General features: G+C 41.2%; 19 protein-coding genes. 8 read left to right on the top strand and 11 right to left on the bottom strand.

Going from position 1 to position 21195, the window contains the following annotated elements; genetic code table 11:
• The 4 genes from IKG78_RS02350 to rhuM form a co-directional block, all read right to left on the bottom strand.
• The coding region (locus IKG78_RS02350) for a glycogen/starch/alpha-glucan phosphorylase (protein WP_290938761.1) at positions 1-2419 on the bottom strand (2419 nt) is incomplete at its 3' end.
• Positions 2420-2522: 103 nt separating this feature from the next.
• The gene (locus IKG78_RS02345) at positions 2523-3542 is read right to left on the bottom strand and encodes a WYL domain-containing protein (protein WP_290938759.1); all 1020 of its coding nucleotides are present in this window, start codon (positions 3540-3542) and stop codon (positions 2523-2525) included.
• 103 nt (positions 3543-3645) lie between these two features.
• A complete protein-coding gene (locus IKG78_RS02340; protein ID WP_290938757.1) occupies positions 3646-3783 on the bottom strand; it encodes a hypothetical protein in 138 nt (45 codons plus the stop codon).
• A 152-nt stretch (positions 3784-3935) separates the two neighbouring features.
• Positions 3936-4838: a RhuM family protein gene (rhuM, locus tag IKG78_RS02335; RefSeq protein WP_290938755.1), complete on the bottom strand. Its 903-nt coding sequence runs from the start codon at positions 4836-4838 to the stop codon at positions 3936-3938.
• 255 nt (positions 4839-5093) lie between these two features.
• Between rhuM and IKG78_RS02330 the strand changes: the two genes are divergently transcribed.
• The 4 genes from IKG78_RS02330 to IKG78_RS02315 all read left to right on the top strand — a co-directional run bounded on the left by IKG78_RS02330 (position 5094) and on the right by IKG78_RS02315 (position 8555).
• A complete protein-coding gene (locus tag IKG78_RS02330) occupies positions 5094-5756 on the top strand; it encodes a hypothetical protein (RefSeq protein WP_290938753.1) in 663 nt (220 codons plus the stop codon).
• Entirely contained in the window at positions 5753-6424 is a 672-nt protein-coding gene (locus tag IKG78_RS02325) for a hypothetical protein (RefSeq protein ID WP_290938751.1), read from the top strand. Before IKG78_RS02330 ends, IKG78_RS02325 begins: the two co-directional genes overlap by 4 nt.
• 84 nt (positions 6425-6508) lie before the next feature.
• Positions 6509-7051: a hypothetical protein gene (locus tag IKG78_RS02320; RefSeq protein WP_290938749.1), complete on the top strand. Its 543-nt coding sequence runs from the start codon at positions 6509-6511 to the stop codon at positions 7049-7051.
• Between the two features lie 265 nt (positions 7052-7316).
• Complete coding sequence (locus IKG78_RS02315; RefSeq protein WP_290938747.1) at positions 7317-8555, top strand: DUF3883 domain-containing protein; 1239 nt, start codon at positions 7317-7319, stop codon at positions 8553-8555.
• Between the two features lie 50 nt (positions 8556-8605).
• On the opposite strand, the gene IKG78_RS02310 is transcribed toward IKG78_RS02315, so the two are convergent.
• Genes IKG78_RS02310 through IKG78_RS02300 form a run of 3 tightly spaced genes read right to left on the bottom strand, consistent with a single transcriptional unit; the run spans position 8606 to position 12686 of the window.
• Positions 8606-10276 carry a C-terminal helicase domain-containing protein gene (locus tag IKG78_RS02310; RefSeq protein WP_290938745.1) on the bottom strand — a complete coding sequence of 557 codons (1671 nt, stop codon included), beginning with the start codon at positions 10274-10276 and terminating at the stop codon, positions 8606-8608.
• A complete protein-coding gene (locus tag IKG78_RS02305) occupies positions 10273-11760 on the bottom strand; it encodes a hypothetical protein (RefSeq protein WP_290938743.1) in 1488 nt (495 codons plus the stop codon). The genes IKG78_RS02310 and IKG78_RS02305 overlap by 4 nt, the downstream gene beginning before the upstream one ends.
• Before the next feature lie 2 nt (positions 11761-11762).
• Complete coding sequence (locus tag IKG78_RS02300; protein ID WP_290938741.1) at positions 11763-12686, bottom strand: hypothetical protein; 924 nt, start codon at positions 12684-12686, stop codon at positions 11763-11765.
• A gap of 212 nt (positions 12687-12898) precedes the next feature.
• Between IKG78_RS02300 and IKG78_RS02295 the strand changes: the two genes are divergently transcribed.
• Together IKG78_RS02295 and IKG78_RS02290 are read left to right on the top strand one after the other, a co-directional pair.
• Positions 12899-13645, top strand: a complete 747-nt coding sequence (locus IKG78_RS02295) for a hypothetical protein (protein WP_290938739.1) — start codon at positions 12899-12901, stop codon at positions 13643-13645.
• A 90-nt stretch (positions 13646-13735) separates the two neighbouring features.
• Positions 13736-14665 carry an Rpn family recombination-promoting nuclease/putative transposase gene (locus tag IKG78_RS02290; RefSeq protein ID WP_290938737.1) on the top strand — a complete coding sequence of 310 codons (930 nt, stop codon included), beginning with the start codon at positions 13736-13738 and terminating at the stop codon, positions 14663-14665.
• Positions 14666-14701: 36 nt separating this feature from the next.
• Here IKG78_RS02290 and IKG78_RS02285 read toward each other — a convergent pair whose 3' ends face one another.
• Complete coding sequence (locus IKG78_RS02285) at positions 14702-15124, bottom strand: hypothetical protein (protein ID WP_290938734.1); 423 nt, start codon at positions 15122-15124, stop codon at positions 14702-14704.
• Between the two features lie 166 nt (positions 15125-15290).
• Between IKG78_RS02285 and IKG78_RS02280 the strand changes: the two genes are divergently transcribed.
• Complete coding sequence (locus IKG78_RS02280; RefSeq protein ID WP_290938732.1) at positions 15291-15962, top strand: type IV toxin-antitoxin system AbiEi family antitoxin domain-containing protein; 672 nt, start codon at positions 15291-15293, stop codon at positions 15960-15962.
• 61 nt (positions 15963-16023) lie between these two features.
• Positions 16024-16362: a nucleotidyl transferase AbiEii/AbiGii toxin family protein gene (locus IKG78_RS02275; protein WP_290938729.1), complete on the top strand. Its 339-nt coding sequence runs from the start codon at positions 16024-16026 to the stop codon at positions 16360-16362.
• A 148-nt stretch (positions 16363-16510) separates the two neighbouring features.
• Here the strand turns inward: IKG78_RS02275 and IKG78_RS02270 are convergent, their stop codons facing one another.
• From IKG78_RS02270 to IKG78_RS02260, 3 genes are all read right to left on the bottom strand, one after another.
• Positions 16511-17641 (bottom strand): hypothetical protein, encoded by a 1131-nt coding sequence (locus IKG78_RS02270; RefSeq protein ID WP_290938727.1) that lies wholly within the window; start codon positions 17639-17641, stop codon positions 16511-16513.
• Positions 17642-17967: 326 nt separating this feature from the next.
• Positions 17968-20298: an AAA family ATPase gene (locus IKG78_RS02265; RefSeq protein WP_290938725.1), complete on the bottom strand. Its 2331-nt coding sequence runs from the start codon at positions 20296-20298 to the stop codon at positions 17968-17970.
• A 117-nt stretch (positions 20299-20415) separates the two neighbouring features.
• Complete coding sequence (locus IKG78_RS02260) at positions 20416-21039, bottom strand: N-acetyltransferase (RefSeq protein WP_290938723.1); 624 nt, start codon at positions 21037-21039, stop codon at positions 20416-20418.
• Positions 21040-21195 lie beyond the last annotated feature (156 nt).

Raw genomic sequence — 21195 nt, 5'->3', positions numbered from 1 at the left:
TGGTACGGTCAGAACTGAACTTGCCCATGCGAGCGACGTTGAGGATTGCCATTTCTGCCCAGTGCTTCTTGTCCTGGTAAGCTTCGGCAACCTTCTTCTGCATATCCACATAGCTGCGGAAGTCTGCGCAGAGCATGTACGGGTCATGCGACAAGAGCTTTTCAGCGATGTGCTTGAAGGTTTCCGGATGGTCGGGGCTGAAGAAGCCAGAACCGATGAGGTCAATCACGCGGCGGAGATCATCGTCTTGGTTGTAGAAGTCACGCGGACGGTAGCCCTTGGCGAGAAGGTCCGTCACTTCTTCAACAGTGAGGCCGAAGATGAAGATGTTGTCGTCACCGACTTCTTCCTTCATTTCCACGTTAGCACCGTCGAGCGTACCAATCGTGAGAGCACCGTTCAAAGCAAACTTCATGTTGCCCGTGCCCGAAGCTTCCGTACCGGCGGTAGAAATTTGTTCGGAAAGGTCTGCTGCCGGGATGATCTTTTCGGCGAAGGACACGCGGTAGTTTTCGAGGAACACCATCTTGAGCTTGCCCTTGCATGCCGGGTCAGCGTCGATGATGGCGGCGACAGCGTTAGCGAGGCGGATGATCTGCTTGGCCATCCAGTAACCCGGAGCGGACTTACCACCGATCATGATGGTACGCGGCATGATTTCCTTGCCGTCCTTCACTTGGATGTAAAGGTGGATGGCGTGGAGAATGTTCAAGAGCTGACGCTTGTATTCGTGAATACGCTTGACCTGCACGTCGAAGAACGTATCTGTATCGACATCGACATTCTGTGTTGCCTTGAGGTACTTGGCGAGGCGTTCCTTGTTCTGCTTCTTGACGGCCATGAACTTCTTCTGGAAGTCTGCGTCCTTGGCGAACTTTTCGAGCTTCTTCAAGTCGTCCAAATCCTTGACCCAGGATTCGCCAATCTTAGATGTGATGAGTTCGGACATAGCCGGGTTTGCCTTGCGGACCCAGCGACGCGGCGTCACGCCGTTCGTCTTGTTGTTGAACTTTTCAGGCCACAGTTCGTAGAAGTCCTTGAAGAGCGTGGTCTTGAGGAGGTCGGAGTGAAGGGCTGCCACGCCGTTCACGGCAAACGAACCCACGATGGAGAGGTAAGCCATGCGGATCATCTTGCAGCCGCCTTCTTCGATGAGGCTCATGCGTGCGAGACGGGCGTTGTCACCCGGCCACTTGATGGAGACCATGCGGAGGAAACGAGCGTTGATTTCGTAAATAATCTGGAGGTGACGCGGCAAGAGCTTTTCGAACAAGCTGACCGGCCACTTTTCAAGAGCTTCCGGCATGAGCGTGTGGTTCGTATAAGCGAACGTCTTGGTGACGATATCCCATGCTTCGTCCCATTCGAGGTTTTCAATGTCGAGGAGGATACGCATCATTTCGGCAATGGAGATAGCCGGGTGCGTGTCGTTCAACTGGATGGCGACCTTTTCCGGGAAGAGCTTCCAGTCGTTGTTGTGGAGCTTCTTGAAGCGCTTGATGATATCCTGCAAAGAAGCGGAGCAGAGGAAATACTGCTGCTTGAGGCGGAGTTCCTTACCGTTCATGGAGGCGTCGTTCGGGTACAAGACCTTCGAAATCGTTTCGGAAAGTTCCATGTCCTGCACGGCGGCGATGTAGTCGCCGTTGTTGAAGTAGCTGAGGCCGAAATCGTCGGCGGACTTAGCACTCCAGAGGCGGAGGTTGTTCACCGTGTTGTTCTTGTAACCCGGAATCGGCGTATCGTACGGGAGGGCCATCACGTAGTCCTTCGTTTCCCAACGGTTGCGGAGCCTGCCTGTTTCGTCCATCCAGCTCACGACGTAGCCGTAGAACGGAACCTTGATAGCGTTAGCCGGGCGTGCGATTTCCCACGGGTTCGGGAGACGCAGCCAGTTGTCCGGCTGTTCTTCCTGTTCGCCGTTCACAATCTTCTGGCTGAACATGCCGTATTCGTAGCGGATGCCCATGCCGGTCGCCGGGAGTTCGAGCGTTGCCATGGAGTCGAGGAAGCAAGCGGCCAAGCGGCCAAGACCGCCGTTGCCAAGACCCGCATCGACTTCCTGTTCGCGGAGTTCTTCGAGCGTCATGCCGATTTCGTCAAGAGCTTCGGTGACGGCACTTTCGACATCGAGGTTCAAGACGGAGTTACCGAGGGTACGGCCAATCAAAAATTCGAGAGACAAGTAATAGACGCGCTTGACGTCTTTTTCGTAGTAAGTGTTCTGCGTCTTGATCCAGCGGTCAACAAGACGGTCACGCACGGCGTATGCCACGGCGAGGAACTTTTCGTGATCCGTTACCGTGTATTTGCTACGGGCGAGCGTGTGGTGGATGTGGTCGGTAAATGCCTTGCGGAAAGCTTCTGCATCGGTACCGAGCACGGTGATGTCACTTGTTTTTTTGGTTGTTTTTGCCATAAATAGGACCTATCCTGGTTTTAAAATTATACCCACTAAAGTTTAGAAATTTTTACGAGGTTTGGAAGGGGAAACGATAATTTTAGGCAAAAAGTAGGATTGCTTATCTCTGGTAATAAGTGCTGTATAGGAAGCTTGAAAAATCGTGCAGGCGTTTGCGGAGCGAATAAGGCTTGAGGACTTCGGCAGAATCTGCGTACGAAAGCACCCAGCGGTATAAAAGTTCGTTTGCCTCGACCTTCATCGTGACGCGTAACTGGCCGTTTTTCAGTTCCTCGACTTTCATCGAGCGGTGGAACGGCTTCTCGTCGAGGTAGAATCTAGCGCTTGGAGCGAAAATAATTTCTACATCTTCGGCTTTCGGGTCTTGCGTGCCTAAAATGGCGGAGCCGAGCGTGACACGCTTGCGGAGAGTCTCGATAACTTTAGGATTCTCCTGGAACGTTTCTTGGGTGAGTTCGACGCTCTTGATGCGGCGGAACTTGAGGACGTACGTCTTGCCCGGATTGCTTTGCGACTCGCAACCGATGTAAATTTCGTTTTGGTAAATGATGATCATCAGCGGAACGCGCACTTTCTTTTCCGTTTTTTCAGGGAAGGCGTACTCCACTAGAATTTTGCGGTGGTCATGAATCGCTCGCAAAATAGTCTTGAGTTTATCGTTCGCGTCTTCCTCGAAATTTGGTGGCGTCCCCATGAAGAGAATCTTGGTGTTCAGCGTATCGGAAACTTGCTTGAGAACCTTTCGCTCGCTATCTGGCAATGCGTTGTTGATTTTTTCGAGCAACGTAGAAATCAGTTCGCTTGTCGCGGGGTAGATATTTGCTATGCGCTGCAAGAATACAAAGTGCAACATCGTGTTTTCAAATTCCGGAAACAGCAGTCGGTCTGCCGTCTTGATGGCGGACTGATAGACAAATGAACGCCCCTTGCCATGCGTCTGGATGTACGCCCCGTTGTTCATGGACACAAGAAAACTCATGTCTCGCTGCACATTGCGGCGTTCGCCCTTTGGAATCTGCAACACTTCCATCAAGTCGCTGATGGAGTAGCTTTTGTCTGGATTCGAAATCAAGTGTGCAAAAAGCTGAACAGTGCGTTCCCCACGAGTAATCTCTGGCATAATAAACCTCTAAATTTTGTTTGACAGCTTCTTCGTCTCTTCCAAGAACAAGTCGAAATCGCTTTTCAAATTAGCCAATTCCTTTTGACGGAAAAGCTTGTATTCATGTTCTGCCATCCTGTTGAACTATAAAGAATTTCTTTATAGTTGCCGCTTTGGGCAGTTCTATATCCACGGAAATATCTGTTTTGCCGTCTTTGTCGTGGTATAGCAGAAAAGTGTTTTCTAATTCGTTCTTCATACTGCACAAATATATACTGTGATGCTTGGCTCTGTCAAGTCGATCCGTGTAATTTTTATAAAACTGCGTAAATGCTAGGTCACAAAATCAATTAAATCTAAATACATCATTCGAGTTTTTAGTGATTGACTTTTATCAATGTGGTGCTGTTGTTACCTCACCATTTTGAGCAGTTCTTCTTTGGTAATAAACTGTAATACAGAAAATGCGGTCAGCAAGTTCCCCAAATCTTTGATAGATGCTCCAATATGATAGATTGTGTCATCGATGATTATAAATCGGTCGTGGACTTCACGCATGTTTCGTAATTCTACATGAGGCAATTGTCGATTGAGCCTTTCGCATTCGGCTTTCATCGTTTGGTTGATGCGAGCGGAATAGATGATTGCATTGACTTCAGGATTTCGCTTGAACATGAGCGACAAGGCTGTATCGTCTGCAAATGGATCAATGATGATGATTTCTTTTTGGGCGGAACGCACTAGTTGTGTCGCAAATTCATAACCGCTCCAATAGGCTTTTGCTTGCAATACGCCTTCTTTGGGCGGAAGGTTTGCTTTCACGAAAAAATCTACTTGCTTTTCAAGATTTATCATGCGTGAATCAAGATTTTCCAACTTGTTTTCATGAGAAATAAGACGCTGGTTCACGCTGAACCCTTTAAGCATGTGCTCCTTGAGAATTTTGTTTGCCCATCGGCGAAATTGAGTACCACAAATCGAATTCACCCGATAGCCTACGGAAATTATCATATCAAGGTTGTAGAAAGGAATCGTTCGTGAAATTTTTCTTCCGCCTTCTGTTCGAACTTGTGCAATTTTTGCACAGGTTGAATATTCTTCCAATTCTTTGGTTTGATAAATATTCCTGATATGCCTTGTGATGGAGGTTCGGTCTGTTCCGAACAGTTCCGCCATCTGGGCCTGCGTTAGCCAAACCGTATCCTGTTCCACGCGAACTTCTATATGAAATTCGCCCCCTTCCGGCTGATATACAATGATTTCGTTCTTTTCGTCATCGGCATTGCTGTGAGCTGCAATCTGTTGATTGTTCATCTTTTTCTCCTTCCCCTGCTGACATGCAAAAACAGCAGGGTTTTACATTTTGTCATTGTGAGCGAAGCGAAGCAATCTCTCGCTGATGTCTTGAAACTACACGCATGTGCACTGAAAAATATAAACCCATCAGAAGCAAATGTCAAGAGATAAGGAAAATTTTTCAAAAATAATCTAAATATGACATTATTTGTCGCAGTAAAATAGTATTTTTAGCGAATAACAATTTTACGAGAAAAACATAAAAGAGGCTTTATGAGAGGACGTTACATCTATCAATTGGCGGCGACAATCCTGCCGAACGGCTTGGGGCGCGAAACAGTCGTTCATGACCTGGGTATTTTTACATCACTTCGCACCGCCGAAAAAATTATGCGCGAGTATGTCGAGGAAGGCGATTTCTATTGCCCTGTCTATAGTTATTCCATCATGTTCCTCCCGGTGAACGATGATTTGGAATATGAGTCTGAACGCCAAATCAACATCTATTCGCCTGCGGGTGAATTGCAAATTTCGGAATTCAACATGAATTCTTGCAGCGGTGCATGGAGCAGAGATTTGAATATTGGTGTTAGAGCCATCATTGATACGGGCCCTTTTAAAAAGCCGTATTTCGTCTTGTACAACCATTGGCGACGTGGGCTTGCGACCAAGTGTGCTCGCATTTCTTTTTTGGAGCCTAAATATGAACTAGGTGCATCGTACAACAAATCAGTTTGGTTCTTAGATGAAAACGAGAAAAAGATGCTCGTCAAGTTTTTGAAAGCGGGGGTACATTCTCCGCATGAAGCTGAACCCTCAAATAATTGGCGGCTTTCCATCGGAGCTTTCAACAACGAAGTCCGAGGCGATGATGATAGTCGCATTTTACCTTATGACCTCCCGATTCCCGACTACACAAAACTGGAGCCAAGATGACTAGAATTTTATCACGTGCACCGCGGTGGGACATCCTCGAAAAATTCTATCGCGTATTCGATAATGGCCGCAAACGCGGTTGCGTTGAACAGTGGCAAGAAGAAATGCCCAAACGCAGATTTGAACAGGATCTGTTCGAAACAAAAATCCACACCGAATTTCTGAACGACCGTCGGGATCAGCTGAACGAGGAATTCCGCTGGACTTTCGCAAACATGAAAAAGTTAATCACAATCGACCAGCGTATCCGAGAACTCAACAACGAAATCAACCGCACCTTCAATGCCACGAAAAAGGACATCGCTAGTCTCGTCGCACAAAATCACGAGTGGTACAAGGAATACGAACTCGAAGCCGAAATTTGCCTTGCGAACGATTGGAGCATCGCCGGCGAACACGAATACATCAGCGATTTGCTCTTCTGGTATGCCAATTGGGATTCCATCAACATCCTTGCGAATACAAACGAAAACCAACACGAACGCCACAAAACATACAACGTTCCAGCCTGGAAGCAGATGATGCTTATAGACAAATTTGTCGAAGGCGGCGTGACATGGGAACTTGATGCGTTGCTCTACGACACCGATGCAAGCCTATACAGCTTCAAGGACGTTGTCCGATTCCGCCCAGAGCAATTTGAAGTGCGGTATAAGTTGAGGTTTTAGAGATGGACTTGCCTTTTCTGTGAAAAAATGTATTTTTACTAAAGGTATGTAAAAATATAAATTTTAAATACTTTTGGAAAATTTATGATATTGACTTTGAAACAGTGCATGGAAAAATATGGCTCAAAGTATCTTATGCAAAAGGCGATTGCCCAAGGTCGCCTTTTTAGACTTGATCGCGGAGTTTATTCTGACAAAAAGAATGAATCCGAAATGGCTGTTATTTCAAAGAAATATCCTCATGCCGTTTTTACTTTGAACTCGGCGTTTTACTATTACGGTTTAACGGACTCTATTCCCGAAAAATGTTACTTGGCGACCAGGCGTGGGGCGAAGAAAATCACAGATTCGCAGATTGTTCAAAAATTTGAAAACAGCGATATCCTTTATCTGGGGACGGTTCAGGTGGAATATAACGGAGCTTCAATAACGATGTATAATAGGGAACGGTTGCTATTGGAATTGTTGCGTAATAAAAACAGCCTCCCTTTTGATTACTACAAAGAAATTTTGTTGAATTACAGGCTCGCAGTTCAAGACCTTGACTTGCAACTTATACAGGATTATATTCAAAAGTACCCCAAAGCTGCGATGATTGAACAGGCTTTGCAATTAGAGGTGCTTTGATGGTTCGCGATGTCATACAGAAGTGATTCGCCATCTCTCGCGTGGTTAAGCTTTGGGCACGGAGATTGGGTGACGTGAAAAGCAATTTGCAAAATATGCAAATTGCTTTTTTAATGCACCAGTTTGGTGCGGAATCATGAGTTCACATAAAACTCCAACGATTCGTTGGAATTTTTGTGTTGTGTGTCATTTTGTGGTAAAAACGGAGATTGTTTTGATTAAAAGTGTATAAATTTAAAAGAAAATACCTATAAGATGGAAAAAAATGATGAAAAAGTCTCAACCCCCAAAAGCCAAGAAAGCTGTAGCTGTTAAAAAAATTGCTGTAAATAGTTCTGTGGCAAAAAAAGTTAAGAAATCATCTGAAAATTCTGATGCAGATGAACGTCTAAAAAAATTGAAAGAAAGAGCAGAAACCATCGCTAATGAAATGATTAACGTTGCTTACGAGTATGCGAATAAATGGGGAACAACTTCTGATATTGGTTTTGTTACTACATATGGGCATACGGATCAGTCTGATTCTGTTCTCAATAAGGTGGAGCTTGAAGCTAGTCTTAAAACTCAGAAAGAAAACCTTATAGATACTATTAGGAATAATGGAGTGGTTCGTCAAGGCAATATAACGCATGGAACAAGATTTAATCTTAATACCGATGAAATTGAAAATACGATTATTGAGATTTTTGTTCGTTTTATGAAACGTTTAGGTATTGCTGTTGCTGATAAAAATAAAGTTAAAGTTCTTAAAAACGTATTTCGTCGCTGTAGGGAATCTTGGTATATTGATTCTTCTCGAAAAGGAGGAGGTGTTTCTTCTAACATAGCCGGTGTTGCTGCATTCTCTTATGCTAACCTCAAGCCTGCTTATAAGGATGGAATCGAGGGGTGGAAGAATTTGTTCAAAAAACTAAATGAAGCTTATGAATCAACTGAATCAGAAAATGAAGAATCTTTAGATGAATTAGATGATGATTTTTTTGAAATTGAGAATGATTCAGAGGATATTCCTGATGTAGATGGTGCTAAAAATTCAACTGGCTCGGAAAATGAAGAATCCTCAAAACGCTTTGACGATAAAGAAGAAAATGCGGATGCTGATATTTCTGCATTTGTCTCTAAATATACGCCTCCAGAAACGGAGATGAAAAAAGAAATTGAAAAGATTGCTGTCGAAATAGCATCTAGTTACTATATGGAAAATGGATATACTGTTACAAGTGTAGAACATGAAAATTGTGGGTGGGATTTAACTGTTTTTAGAGCAAGAGACGATAAAGAACTTCATATAGAAGTTAAGGGGACAAGCCGAAATGATTTTCATTTTTTTCTATCAAAAAATGAATATGATAAAATGATGAATGATCCTAAATGGCGACTTTTTGTGGCGAAAAATGTACTAGAAGATCCAGATCCGGAGTGCATTGTCAAATGTCGTCAAAATGTTGAAAAGTTATTTGACTTAATCCCGTTCTGTATTGAAGGAATTTGGAAGGACGAGTAGTTTTTTACCTTGCCAAATGAATACATAAGTATTCATTTTGAGTTAGACATTTAATCCTTATATGGTTTGGGCGTTACTCTTAATCCCATTGCAATATAAAAGTCAACAGGGCGTAAATGTTTGGCACTTTTTTCTGTTAATATCTTGCTTAGAACATGCCATCGCCTTTCCAAACGATTGATTTTTTCTTCCTCTGCAGAATAAGTGGATGGTATGTGAAACGCTACAGGACATGTTAGTTCTTCTTCGTCAGATCCGTCTCCATTTTGATTAAATCGCCAAACTCGACCAAATCGTTGAATCACTCTAATTGGATTCCAAGGTAACTCATAATGAATTAGCCAAGCTCCAGAATTTTGCAAATCAATTCCTTGAGAATCTTTATCTGTGGCTATTAGATATCTAATTTTGCCTTCTGGCTCATTGAAGTCCGCTAAGGTTGATCGGCGTGGACAATTATTCAAATATGCTATGGAATTTTTATCCATTACATTCTTTAATTCTACTTCGAGTTTTTTGGCGACTTCATCTCGATATGTACAGAAAATAAGAAATTTTTTTTCTTTGTATAGTTTCAACAATTCGCAAAGAACGTTAAATTTTCTTGCACGTAAAGCTAGAATAGCACTTTGTTCTTTCTGATAAACGACATTCCCATATGCATTATTGTCTTTTTTATCAACAGTTTTTAAAATACGTAAATAATCTTCACTCCACTTAAAAAGATTCTTATCCCCCAAAATTGGGAAATTACAAAGATCCTCCTTTTTCAATGTCTCTATTTTCTTTTTAGCCAAATCTCTTTCATTTTTAAGAAAATCCATTTTATGTTCTAAAACATCGGGATATATTTCATATATAGCATAAGGATTGTCTTTATCACGGTTTTGATTACCTACATCCGTCAGAGCTTCAAATGCACTTTCATCAGCTTGATTCTGTTGTTCAATTTCTTTTTCAGCTGCTTTTTCATAAAGATGGTCCATTCTACTTGTTGATGCTAACGGTGTTGCCGACAGCAACATGATAAATAGTTTTCGTCTTGTACTACAACCAAGTAACTTTTCTCGCCAAAATGATTCTGCTTTTGCAACCTCGTCATAATCAGAAAATGCATCCTTCCAATCTGTACAATATTTTTCATAGTCTTTCAAAAAATCATGAGTGTGCCACTCATCAATAATAAAGAATATGGGCGATTGCTTGTTTTGTATATGCTTGTTTTTTATAGCACTTCTTCGTTGTATTTTTGCTTTGCTTGTTTTTTTTCTATTGAAAATGAAGAAAAAGGATTTTTTTTCGTTTTGATTGATAAATTTTGTTTTCCTTATGGTTTGTTTCTTCCATTTTTTTTCATTATATTCAAAATAAGAAAAAGTATTTCTTTCTTTATCTTCGTCGATAGGTAACCAATTAGGAATAGAGCAACTTCTGCTATTGTCTCTTTCCTTCCAGTCTCGTGGACGTTGCCAAATTTCTTGCACATGACCTGTTCTTTGTGGCCACAATACGATTGTCGCTTTTTCATTTGTAGAGTGTAGTATACTTTGAATTGCAATACGCGTTTTTCCCCATCCCGTTGGTATTGAAACAGACATAACTCTTGTAATTGAATCAGAAGCATTACTAATAAAAGACTTTATATAAGACTGTAATTTTCTTATACACTGATTTTGTGCCTCTGCAACTTTTTTACATTTTTTTTGCTTTGCATTTTTCATTTTGCAATACCTTTTTTATTCATCAAATTAATCATAGGCAACCATAAATCAACCAATTTTCTATAATTGCAAGAAATCGATTCTCTATTTTTATTCAATTTAATAAGTTCTGTTTCTATTATAGAACGAATTCTTCTATTTTTTAATCTATCATATGGGAATCGTAGATTTCGATCTTGTATAGACAATGTGGAGCTAGAGTTCTGAATTTCATTATTTGTCGGCTTGGTACTTTTTGGTTTTTGTTTTAACGCTTTAAAAATGTTTTCAACAGACTGATCAGCTTCAATACATCCATAAGGAATCATATCTGGGATAGTTCTCTTATAAGGCATTTCTACCCATTCCCTATTTTTTTTCTGAACTAATAAATGGAAGAAAACACCAACCCCCATCACTTTAAATAAATAATTTTTATCTTTTTTAAAAGGATGTTCGTCTGAATCCCCTTTTTTATAAAAGTCATCAAAAATCTTTTCTTGTTCTTTGTCAATTAGCTCTCCGCATTCTTTTATTATTTCTCTTGTTTTGAAATTATTGTTAAAATCTTCGTCTCCCGTTTCTTCTAGACCTAATTCTACATCTTCTCCATCGTTTATGTGATTATATCCTTTCCCAATTCTTTGGCGTATTATCCATTTCTTTTGCCCTGATTTTAACCTATCTAATATTGGCATAAGCTGTTTACATGCATCCTCTCCTTCCACTATCAAGGCATATTCAATATTTGATTTTTCCTTTATCGTTCTTTTCATAGCCTGCTTGGTGAAATTTGCAGATCCAATATATGCCCATATTATGTTTCCTTTGACATTTGTTATAAACATACACTTTAAATGGGGAAATTCGGCTTTTTCATCGGCTATGTTTCTGCTAATAATTTTTTTTGAATTGAAATCTAGCCACATTTTGCCTAAAGCAAATCGAGTATAGATTTTTACGTTTTTTACTTGATTACATTTTAGCAAATCTTCTAAAACTTCAGATGATCCCCATGGAGAGAAAATATATGTTTTATTGCAGTTGTTTTCATCTAATTTTTTTATGCTTTCTGAAAGAATGCTTACCATTGCACCAGCAAAAGGTTTTGCTGTTATTTTTGTTGATTTGTTAAGCACTAAGTGCTTATTAGGTCCATCATTAAACCATGATATTATATTACTTGCCAACGAATTGTTAATTCTTAATGATATTAAAATATTCTGAGATTTTTTTGTACATGATCTCAAATTTCCTGTCCATAACCACAATTCATTGTTATGGGCGTTTTGTTTTAAAATTACCTTTGCATGTAGAACTTGTTTAGATTCAAAAAGATTTTTAAAAATTGGTTTCCAATTAGATTCGTTGAATGAGCCTTTAGGAACTTTTAATCCTCCATAACTTACGCAGAGCTTTTTTATTTCGCTCTGTTTGTTGTTCGCTAATTTTGTAAGTAATGAGGCATGGGCACTATATGTTGATACATAGTATTTTATAGACATGATTATACACTCGCTAAATAAGTCGTTTTTACCAATCTTATCCAGGTTTTAATACGAAAGAAAATATTTATGCGATCCCGATATTTAGTATAGACATACTTGTAGGGTGGAATGAACGGCTTTTTAAAGTAGCTTGTTCTATCTTTTAAATTTTTTATTATTTTTTCTCTTATTTCGTTATCGCAGTTTTTTAATAAATTTAATTTTTGGCATACAATTTTTGCCATTTGTTGAGAAATGTAGCTTTGCTTTTGATGGCCATAAAGACATAACATCAAACAGATTGCTAGCATATGGTTTGAATCAAGTCCTGGATTTTTATTCCAATAAGATCTTTTTAAAAGTTCCATTAAAATAAAATCTTCATTTTTGTTGCTGAAAAAAATATCGTTGATTGCTTTTGTCCTAAAATCCATTGATTTGAGTAAATAGCTATTAAAGGCTTTTGCCGCTCTTTTTCTGTTTATTGTATTTTTTTTGTCTACTTTGCGGAGCGGTCCTTTGAACTGTTGCAAACGACCCACAAATTTTTCTGAAGCTTTTATTAGGTCGTTATTATCTATTGTTGGATATTTTACATCATTATCGTTAAACTGATTCCATGAATTGCCGACTCTTCTTCTGCTACAATGACGGTATGCAAGAGATTTGTCCGAAAAATCTTTTATCCAATATTTATATTCGTCTTCTTTAATTTTGAACATCTTAATTAGATAAAACTCCCATATATCGGAGTTCGTTCTAAGATTAGAAAACGGTTCGTTATCAAGAAAATTCGTATTAAGACCTAATGCTTTAAGTACTGCATTAGGGTTTTCAATAGTTTTCTCAGCAAGAAGGCTGTTGCCCACTTCCTTTTCGGAAAGAATCTCTTTAAATTCTTTTTTCGTTTTTCCGTTCCAGTCAATGGTTAGTTCTATATGCATGTATAAGCCCTGAATTGTATTTTTTTATGGCTCTTTTGGGGTAAATTTATACATTATTTTGAGGTATAAATATTGTTTTTGTAAAAAAAATGTTCATTTTGTACGTTGTTGATCACCAATTATTATAATATTTCAGTGATTCTGTTATTCATGGCTACGATTGTTGTATAGAATATCTATTTTGAAAGAGAGTATCTCCTTCAATCGGCTACATGCAAGAACAATCCTCAAACCTCGCCAACTCACAATCCAAATCCGACGCCTGCTATAATTTCTGGCAGCCGCTTGTCAAAAATATTTATGCCCAAAATGCTGATGTGATTTTTCTGCATAGAAGGGATGTTCTTGCTGCTTTTAAACGCTTGCAAAAAGCGAAGCCTGATTACGATTTTGAAATTTCTTATAAGCAAGGATCAAAGGGGTATCGAGATTGCGATAAGTCGCAAGTTGTTTGCTTGTCCAAGTCTTTCGGCTATGTGGCTTCGATTGAATTTTTGGTAGATTGTGATGCTAAATATTTGAGCATCCGATTTTCTCATATTGACGCAGGGAGCTTTAATGTTCCGTATGAACGTTGTTTGTGTAATCTTGAAACGACTCTTGAAAACCTCGTGAAATTCGTTGATGAATTCCCGAACTATAACGAGCATTTGTCAAGAATCATAACGGAAATCGAAAAAGAGCAGAAGCTGAAAGAAATCGCCCAGAACACAATCCGGGCGACGATTTCGTACATTATGAACTCAACAAAATATCAATGGAATTTGTCCGAATCCGAGAACTCTTTTTCGTTGGAAGTCACTTTCGATAAGGGTTGTACCATTCAAATGTTATTTGATATTCAAAACTATCTTGAGCGAATCCCGGCGTTGCAAAACATTCTGAAGCAAACGGAAAACTACATAAAAGAAATTCCGTTCCCGATATCCATTAAGGCTCTTGACAATCGTTGTTTATGAATTTTTTTACAAACCTTGCAATCAATAGATGGCGAGATTGCTGATTTTAGTATCTAGATTTTAACCTCTTGAATCCGATGGAGGTTTGTTGTGAATAAAAGATTTAAACACGATCCTTATGTGCGTTCTATTTTTAAAGACCCTGTCCGTACGGCGGAACTTTTGCGTCTTGTTGCACGGAAGAACAGTAATCTTGCCAAGTTCTTGGCTACAGTGAATCTTGATTCTATGCAAGAAATTTCTGAAGCGTACAGCCGTACGGTTGAATACGGAGAGACCGATTTGGCGTTCACTGTTAAAATTGCAAGCGATGAACCCTGTCAGGCCGAATTGCTGGTGGGTATTATTGAAGAACACAAGAGCTATCCTGAATCCGGTATAATTGGTCAGCTTGTGCGTGATTGGTATAATATCATGGTTCGTAACCAGAAGAATATCCCGACTATTGCTATCGTGCTGTACAACGGGAAACAACCATGGAGTATTGGGAATGCGACCATGTTTCCGAACTATCCTGAATACTATCACAAGATTGGCCTACCGTTCATTTTGGAGCTTGTCAATGTAGGAACGGTTTTCGAGGATTATGAAATTCCTCAGATTTCGCCCAAAATAGCTCTGGCGTTGATTGCAATGAAGTATGTTTTTTCTGGTGAAAACTTGATGCGTCACATGCACGCTGCCATGGCCGGGCTTGCTTCACTCCCTCGTGAAGAAGCGGAGGACTTTCTTTCGCAAACTTTTATATATTTGAAACAGTGGTTCAACGGTGATGCCAAGGAGCAATTTAGAATGGATTTTCTTAAATGCAGTCAGGTTTACGGCTACAAGTCCATTGCCGAGGTCGAAGAAGAGGAATTCGCCGAAAAGATTCTCAATGATCACAAGGCGTTCGCTCGCGATATGCTTGCCGATGGTGATTCCATTGAAAAAGTCGTCCGAATCACGAAACTTTCCGAAGAAACTGTTCGCGAATTACAGGCAGAAATAGCCAAAGAATTTAGACCTGTAACCGGTTAAGTTTCAAATACTGATGTGTTTTCATGCTGTGAACGCTCATTTTTCGAGTTGAAAAGAAACTTCAACATCGGATTTGGGAATGTCAATTTCGTCAATGCATTTCCCTTCTAATTCTTGACTGAAAATTAAACAATCGGGAAATGTGCGTATAAGGTGAATTACGCAACGAATTGCTGAAAAAGGTTCGAAGCTGTGGCTGTTGTCAAAGAGGGCGTTGTAATTTTCGCCTTTGTATACCACCTTTGTTGCGTTTACTATTTCGAGCTGTTCGGGATCATAGTCTGGTTCAGTCACAAGATGTGTTATTCGCATGTTGGTTTTATAGAGAATCGGCTTGTCATCCGTCTCGATTAATGTGAAATAAATGATTTTGCCATTCTCATCTTTCAATTTGATGTCGGCGAATAGCGATCCTTCGCATTCCCCAACGGATGAATCCATAATGATGTATTTTGACATAGTTGAACCTCGTGTTTGATATACTGTAAAATTATATTTCGCTAATGACAAATACTGTCATAAGAAAAATATTTTAACCTCTTGACAATCGTCATTTATGAATTTATATTATTAGTGAACAAATGTGTAATCCTGTCTTTTTTTGCATGTAGATGGGAAGGAGTTAATGATGAATATCGAAATGTTTTACGCTCTTGCGTTTTCAACCATTTTATTGTATATTTGGTTTAAAATGCAAGTTACGAATGAACAGAAACTAAAAAAAATATTGGATGCGAATATAGGCTATATTACGCGGCAGCAGGTGGACGAACAGGGGATTCCGTCCTGGTTTTTGACCGATTTTGTCCGGAAAAATGGACTGGTCAAGATCGATAAAGGCTTTTATGCCCAAGATGATTGGCTTCGGGATGATTTCTTGGTATTCCAATACAAATACCCCAAATTTATTTTTTCTTTTGTCTCGGCACTTTTTCTGCATGGACTCACAGACCGGCTTCCTGAATCGTTCGAGGTGACTGGGCCTAAGAACTATAGGCCCTTTGTTCCTGATGGCTCTGTTGTTATTCACACGGATACTAGAGGAACATACGATTTGGGAGTAGTTGATGTTAAGACTTCACTAGGGCATGTTGTTCACTCTTACGATAGGGAGAAAACTCTGTGTGACATCATTCGGAACAGTCATAAAATTGATTCCGAAATATACACCAAGGCTCTTCGACTATATGCAAAATCGAAAAAGAAGAATGTCGGCAATCTGATTCATTATGCTCAAACGATGAAAATCGAGAAGAAAGTTTCCGAAATCATGTTGGTGGTACTGAATGAAGATTAACAAAAATTCATTGCAGGCATGAATCAACAATCTTTCAAAGGAAAAAGGTGTACACGCAAATTTGGAAACGGTCATCGCAGAAAAATTGCAGACCATTCTTGCCCGTGGTATTCTGAATAGTCGCTGTAAGGATTTTTACGATATTTACATTATAAGGCGGCTGCAGTGGGATAATATTGACAAGGAATATTTGAAAAAAGCTTTTGAAGAGACTTGTGGGTATCGAAAAACTACATTTAGTAAATATAGTGCTACGGAAATTATAGAGCAAATCGCAAGTAATAGTATTCTTCGTTCTCGTTGGGCGAATTATGCAAAGAAATCTTCTTTTGCGAGGGATGTTTCTTTTGACGCGACTATTCATGCCTGTAGGCTAGTTATTGAAACTGCAGTGACTTAAATGTCGAAAATGATGTTTTGAATCACAGAAGACCTTGAGGTCAAAATTTTGACCTCAAGTGACGGGAGTAAATTTAAGTCGCAAGAAATCTTGATGTGCAAAAAATGCACTTCATGTTGGGATGATATCTCCATTTTCTTTAAATCCGTTAGTCTTCATCTTCAATGTGATGGACTATCGGGGAATAATCAACATGCGTTATGAATATTGGGGTGAATATGTCTTTGCACGATCCTATTGACACTGAAATTGGCATATTCATTTTCTCAAAACGGTTGATGTTTTCTGCAACGGCTTTATTTATTCCGTCCCAATGCAAATGGACGTTGTCGTCCGAAATCCAAAAAGCTTGGTCGCAATCGTCTGCCATCTGTTTTTTATGCACGACGCGGACTGCGTCATCGGGGAGTCCTTGGGTTGCTCCTGCACACGATCGGATTTTTGCCGAAGCCACGAAGTTGTTTTGCGGAAAAATGCCTTTGCAATAAATGGTTACGTTGTTGTAACGTTTTGATGCAAGATGCTTTTGCACGAGAATGTCTATGCCGTCGTCATCGCCAACGAGGATTTCGTCACCGTTTTCGATGGATAAATCAAGAATGGACTTGACAAAGTTGGGCAATTCTGCTGATACCGAACCATGAATAAATGTTTTTATGCGGGGGCTTGTTCGTAAAACGGTTGATTGCAACAAATTCAGTAGTTCAAACCCGTCTTTTGAAAAATTGTGGTCTTGCCCGGGAACGATGGCAACGCGGATGTTTTCGCGTTCGTGCAATTTGAGGAGGCCGGCCAAATGTGCCGATGGGTCGAGGCTCCCGAAAACGAATGTCATCATTTCGCCCGTGAATTCCTGAGCTCGTCGGCATAGTTTTGTCGTGTTGATCATGAGGGGCGGATTGATTAACAAAAAACGGCTAATCTGCGGAAAAGACGCGTGCTTCAGGCATCCGATTGACGCTCCTTTCGACATTCCCATGAAATAAATTTTGGTTGCTTTGGAGATGTTAAATTCCGATTTGACGATTTCGGCGAATTGAGCCATTTGGTCAATGTCAGATGAGGGCGTGGAAGCACAAACAACCGAAAAGCCGTACTTGTCTCGCAATTCGCAAGCGAGTTTCAGGTATTTGTTCTGATAACCGTTGATTATGCCGTCTAGCCCTGTTTTTATCAGGAAGATTTTTTGACGGTCTCGGCCAAAGACGAAACCGTAAGAGATATTGCAACCGTATTGGTATGTTTTAATCATGTCGAAAGTCAATGTTGTGTTACTCATGATGTTTACCTTTTTGTATATTTGCAATATAGGGTCAAAAGTGCTGCCTTTATGTGGTGCGTCGAGTTTTTTCGCTTGGCTCTTTTTTAATTAATAGATAAAAAACAAAATTTATAGACTCTTTTATGCATAGGTCTAAACAACGCGAGAGCAATAGTTGAATAAATTGAGGAAAACGTTTGTTCGTCGTGAGAATGGAAGCGTCGGCCAAGGATGGGGAGGGTGCAGGGAGGGGCCCGTGCGGCCTTCGCAACTCTGAGCTGGGGCCCCGCCCGCATAACGTACTTTTTGCATCAAAAAGACAGCCTTTTGGCGGTGAGCCGATTTTACAGCCCCATTCTGCGTCCTTCGCGGGTGTCCTTGCATTCGATTTCGTGGAGCAACGCCTGTAAAATGTTTTCGGCGGTGATTTCGTTTTCGTCATAATAGCGGAACGTGCTATAGACGGCGTTGAAGTCGCCCGGTGCAAGTGATTTCAGTTCGCATGCAGCCTGTGGGCATTCGACTTTTGGGAAAAATGCATTCCATACTTTTTCGATTCCCTCTGGCTGCAAGTAGTTGAACTTTATCTTCAATGCGAATCGTCTGCGTGAAGCTGAGTCCAAATTGCTGTTGAAGTTTGTCGCCGCGATGAAGATGCCTTTGAAGTTTTCCATTTGCGTCAGGAGTTCGTTCACTTGCGTTACTTCCCAGCTGTGTTCGGCTCCGCCGCGTTCCTGTAAAAAGCTGTCGGCTTCGTCCAAGAAGAGGATGGCTTTCTTTTCTTCGGCTTCGCGGAACATTTTCCGAATATTTTGTTCTGTTTCGCCGACGAAGCAGTTTAAAATTTCACTTGCACGTTTGATGATGAGTTTGCGGTTCAGCGACCTTGCGATATGCTTTGCGAGCTCTGTCTTGCCGGTGCCTGGTGCTCCGTAGAATAGAATGTTCAAAGACTCGGGGCGGTCTCTGTCTTGCATGTTTTTCCATTTACCGTCAAATGCGTTGATGACTTTCATGACTTTGTTCATGTCGCAGTCGATGTTCAATGCGTCTAGCATGTAATTGGGTGCGTGCGATTCGCTATCACGCTTGACGTACTCGCGACGCAATGAAAGCAATTCGGATTGTGATTCGGCGATGATGCGTACCGCTTTTTCGGCTGAAATGTCGCAGCCTGCTTCTAGCAAATACTTTGCCCCTGTAATGGCTTGTGTGATGCCGCCTGCGGTAATCGAAAGTTCCGATGCCAATTGTTTCACGGTTTCGGGCGAAAGCATTTTCTTTGCACCCTGCGTTTTGATGACCGACTCCCAAATTTGCAGTCGTTTGTCGGAATCAAGCCTTTCGAATTTGATGGAATAATCGAACCTGCGGAGTGTGCTATTTTCGATAAGCCTGATTTCGTTCGAAATCCAAATGACGGGAAGTTTAATTTGTTCCAAGAAAAAGTTGAGTGCCCCTTTTTCGCAGTAGTTCAAGATGACGTCGGCTTCATCGACCAGGAGAATCGCTTGCTTGTTCTGGTACTTGGTGGCTGCAAACAGAATGCTCCCCATGCGTTCTGATAGGGTGGAGTTCTCTTTGCTTTCTCGATGGACTCCGTCGATGCTGATGTTGGTGAGTACTAGCGGACGTTTGAGTTCTTTGGCAATGGCCTTTGCAAGTTCTGTTTTGCCAGTTCCTTCGACTCCGTACAGGAAAATGTTGAGCCCTTGCCCCGGCTGCACGTATTTGATCAAGTTGAATGCCATTTCAACTTTCGGGTTGTTGTTGCTCAGTCTGTTATAAGGAACGGAAGGGCCTTTGTAAACTCTGAAATAAAGTGAATCAAGGTCGTCGCCGGACGCTCCATCCAAAAAGAGCCCGATTCGATTTGAAATGTCGAGATCGTTGTCGAGAAGTCCCATCCGTTTGAGGGTCGCTTTGTTCGAAAGGGCTTTTTCGATTTTCAAATCAGGGAAGAGCATCGTAAAAGTCTGGGTGAAATTATTGTCTCTGCATCTATGAACATGGACGATATCGCGAAGCGGATCACAAGTGTCTTTGTTAAAGAAAATCCATGAGAATATGAGAATTTCCATTTCGACATTGTCCAGATGGAACGCTTTCTGCACGATATCCAGCCGTTTCATGTACGGATCGTTGATATCGCTGCCTTCATTGAGTATGTTCAAGAGTTCCTCGGTGATTCCATCAAAAAACAGTTTCTGAGCAGGGCCGTTGAAAATATCTTCGCCAACAAGCGTGTTGCGTGTTACGTTTTTAATATCTTCGCTGGAACCGCAAATCTTGATGGCTTCGCGAATTTTATAGACTGCTATTTTACGATCGCGGTAGGATTCCGACTTGTCTTTATCTTCATCATCATTGCCGTGGAAAGCTTCGTCCAATGGGTTCGTATTTCTGCGCACTCTCCTTTTCTTTGCTTTAGGCTGTAAGTCTTCTTCCCTGTTTAATTGTTCAAAATGTGCAGTAATGCCATTTAGAATATGGGATGCGTTTTCTTTGGGGAGCACGCCGATGCTGTCGTCGGCATCGGGATATTTCTTGGAAATCTTTAGCAGACGAATCCAGTATTCGTAGCTTTTGAGCGTGATAAAATTTAGCCCGATTTGCTTTTTCGAGGTTGTTTTACCCAACCCGTTTAAAACGTTTTTGAAGTAATCTTTTTTCATAATTCACTCTCTTTTTTTGTTATATCCTAAAATTAAACTTTTACTGCGACAAATAATGACGTAATTTGAAGAAAATGAAAAAAAGGGCAGCCCGCATTTTGCAAGCTGCCTTTGTTGTTACAGTTGTCCGGGAAGCACTAGCTTTTCCTTAGGTGGAAAGCTTGCTTCGTACTTCTCGAATTCTTCGGGCATTCGTTCGGTCACGAAGTAGCCCTCGGGGTCTTTGTACGAGCCAGACACTCCGTCCAAGAACCCCTCGTCGAGTTCCTTGCACAAGAAGTACGGCGCGTCGCTGTTCGGGTCGTCGGTGTAGCGGATTCCTTTGGTGTAGGCGGGGACGAATCCGCTCTTGCCGTAGAATCCGATGTTTCCGACGATGAGCAGGCAACCGCCTCCCATCTTGCGTGCGATTTCCATGGAATAGTCGAGCAGCGCTTTGCCGTAGCCTTGCCGCTTGTAGTCGGGGTGGATGCTGATGGGCCCGAAGGTCATCATGCGGATTTTGCGTCCGTCGTCGGCGTCGATTTTCGACCACGCGTACATCACGTGTCCGATAATTTGTCCGTCAACTTCCATGACGAGCGAGAGTTCCGGGACAAAGTCGGGGTTGTTCCTGTAATGGTGGAGGACAAAATGCTCCACGCAGCCGGGACGATAAACGTTCCAGAATGCTTCTCGGGTGAGATTTTCGACGATTTTAAAGTCGCGCGGTTGTTCCGTGCGGATATTGTATTTTTTCATTGTTTATCTCCAAAATTTTTGTGTGAAAAGGCACAATCACCTTGGAAGACCGCCTTGAAAACATTCGTCTTCCAAGGCACTAAACAATGAACCAATATTTACTAGATAACATCCAGCCTCATTAAAAATGTGATGTGTCAAATATAAATAGTTTTG

The organism is Fibrobacter sp., from assembly GCF_017545445.1.
Taxonomy (GTDB): Bacteria; Fibrobacterota; Fibrobacteria; order Fibrobacterales; family Fibrobacteraceae; genus Fibrobacter.
The sequence above is the reverse complement of the archived record's forward strand: the minus strand, read 5'-3'. Positions and strand labels throughout refer to the sequence as shown.

What these genes read in the sequence shown, in the direction of transcription:
- IKG78_RS02345 (WP_290938759.1), bottom strand. Translation starts at nt 3,542, where the DNA reads ATGCCAGAGATTACTCGTGGGGAACGCACTGTTCAGCTTTTTGCACAC.
- IKG78_RS02340 (WP_290938757.1), bottom strand. Translation starts at nt 3,783, where the DNA reads ATGAAGAACGAATTAGAAAACACTTTTCTGCTATACCACGACAAAGAC.
- rhuM (WP_290938755.1), bottom strand. Translation starts at nt 4,838, where the DNA reads ATGAACAATCAACAGATTGCAGCTCACAGCAATGCCGATGACGAAAAG.
- IKG78_RS02330 (WP_290938753.1), top strand. Translation starts at nt 5,094, where the DNA reads ATGAGAGGACGTTACATCTATCAATTGGCGGCGACAATCCTGCCGAAC.
- IKG78_RS02325 (WP_290938751.1), top strand. Translation starts at nt 5,753, where the DNA reads ATGACTAGAATTTTATCACGTGCACCGCGGTGGGACATCCTCGAAAAA.
- IKG78_RS02320 (WP_290938749.1), top strand. Translation starts at nt 6,509, where the DNA reads ATGATATTGACTTTGAAACAGTGCATGGAAAAATATGGCTCAAAGTAT.
- IKG78_RS02315 (WP_290938747.1), top strand. Translation starts at nt 7,317, where the DNA reads ATGATGAAAAAGTCTCAACCCCCAAAAGCCAAGAAAGCTGTAGCTGTT.
- IKG78_RS02310 (WP_290938745.1), bottom strand. Translation starts at nt 10,276, where the DNA reads ATGAAAAATGCAAAGCAAAAAAAATGTAAAAAAGTTGCAGAGGCACAA.
- IKG78_RS02305 (WP_290938743.1), bottom strand. Translation starts at nt 11,760, where the DNA reads ATGTCTATAAAATACTATGTATCAACATATAGTGCCCATGCCTCATTA.
- IKG78_RS02300 (WP_290938741.1), bottom strand. Translation starts at nt 12,686, where the DNA reads ATGCATATAGAACTAACCATTGACTGGAACGGAAAAACGAAAAAAGAA.
- IKG78_RS02295 (WP_290938739.1), top strand. Translation starts at nt 12,899, where the DNA reads ATGCAAGAACAATCCTCAAACCTCGCCAACTCACAATCCAAATCCGAC.
- IKG78_RS02285 (WP_290938734.1), bottom strand. Translation starts at nt 15,124, where the DNA reads ATGTCAAAATACATCATTATGGATTCATCCGTTGGGGAATGCGAAGGA.
- IKG78_RS02280 (WP_290938732.1), top strand. Translation starts at nt 15,291, where the DNA reads ATGATGAATATCGAAATGTTTTACGCTCTTGCGTTTTCAACCATTTTA.
- IKG78_RS02270 (WP_290938727.1), bottom strand. Translation starts at nt 17,641, where the DNA reads ATGAGTAACACAACATTGACTTTCGACATGATTAAAACATACCAATAC.
- IKG78_RS02265 (WP_290938725.1), bottom strand. Translation starts at nt 20,298, where the DNA reads ATGAAAAAAGATTACTTCAAAAACGTTTTAAACGGGTTGGGTAAAACA.
- IKG78_RS02260 (WP_290938723.1), bottom strand. Translation starts at nt 21,039, where the DNA reads ATGAAAAAATACAATATCCGCACGGAACAACCGCGCGACTTTAAAATC.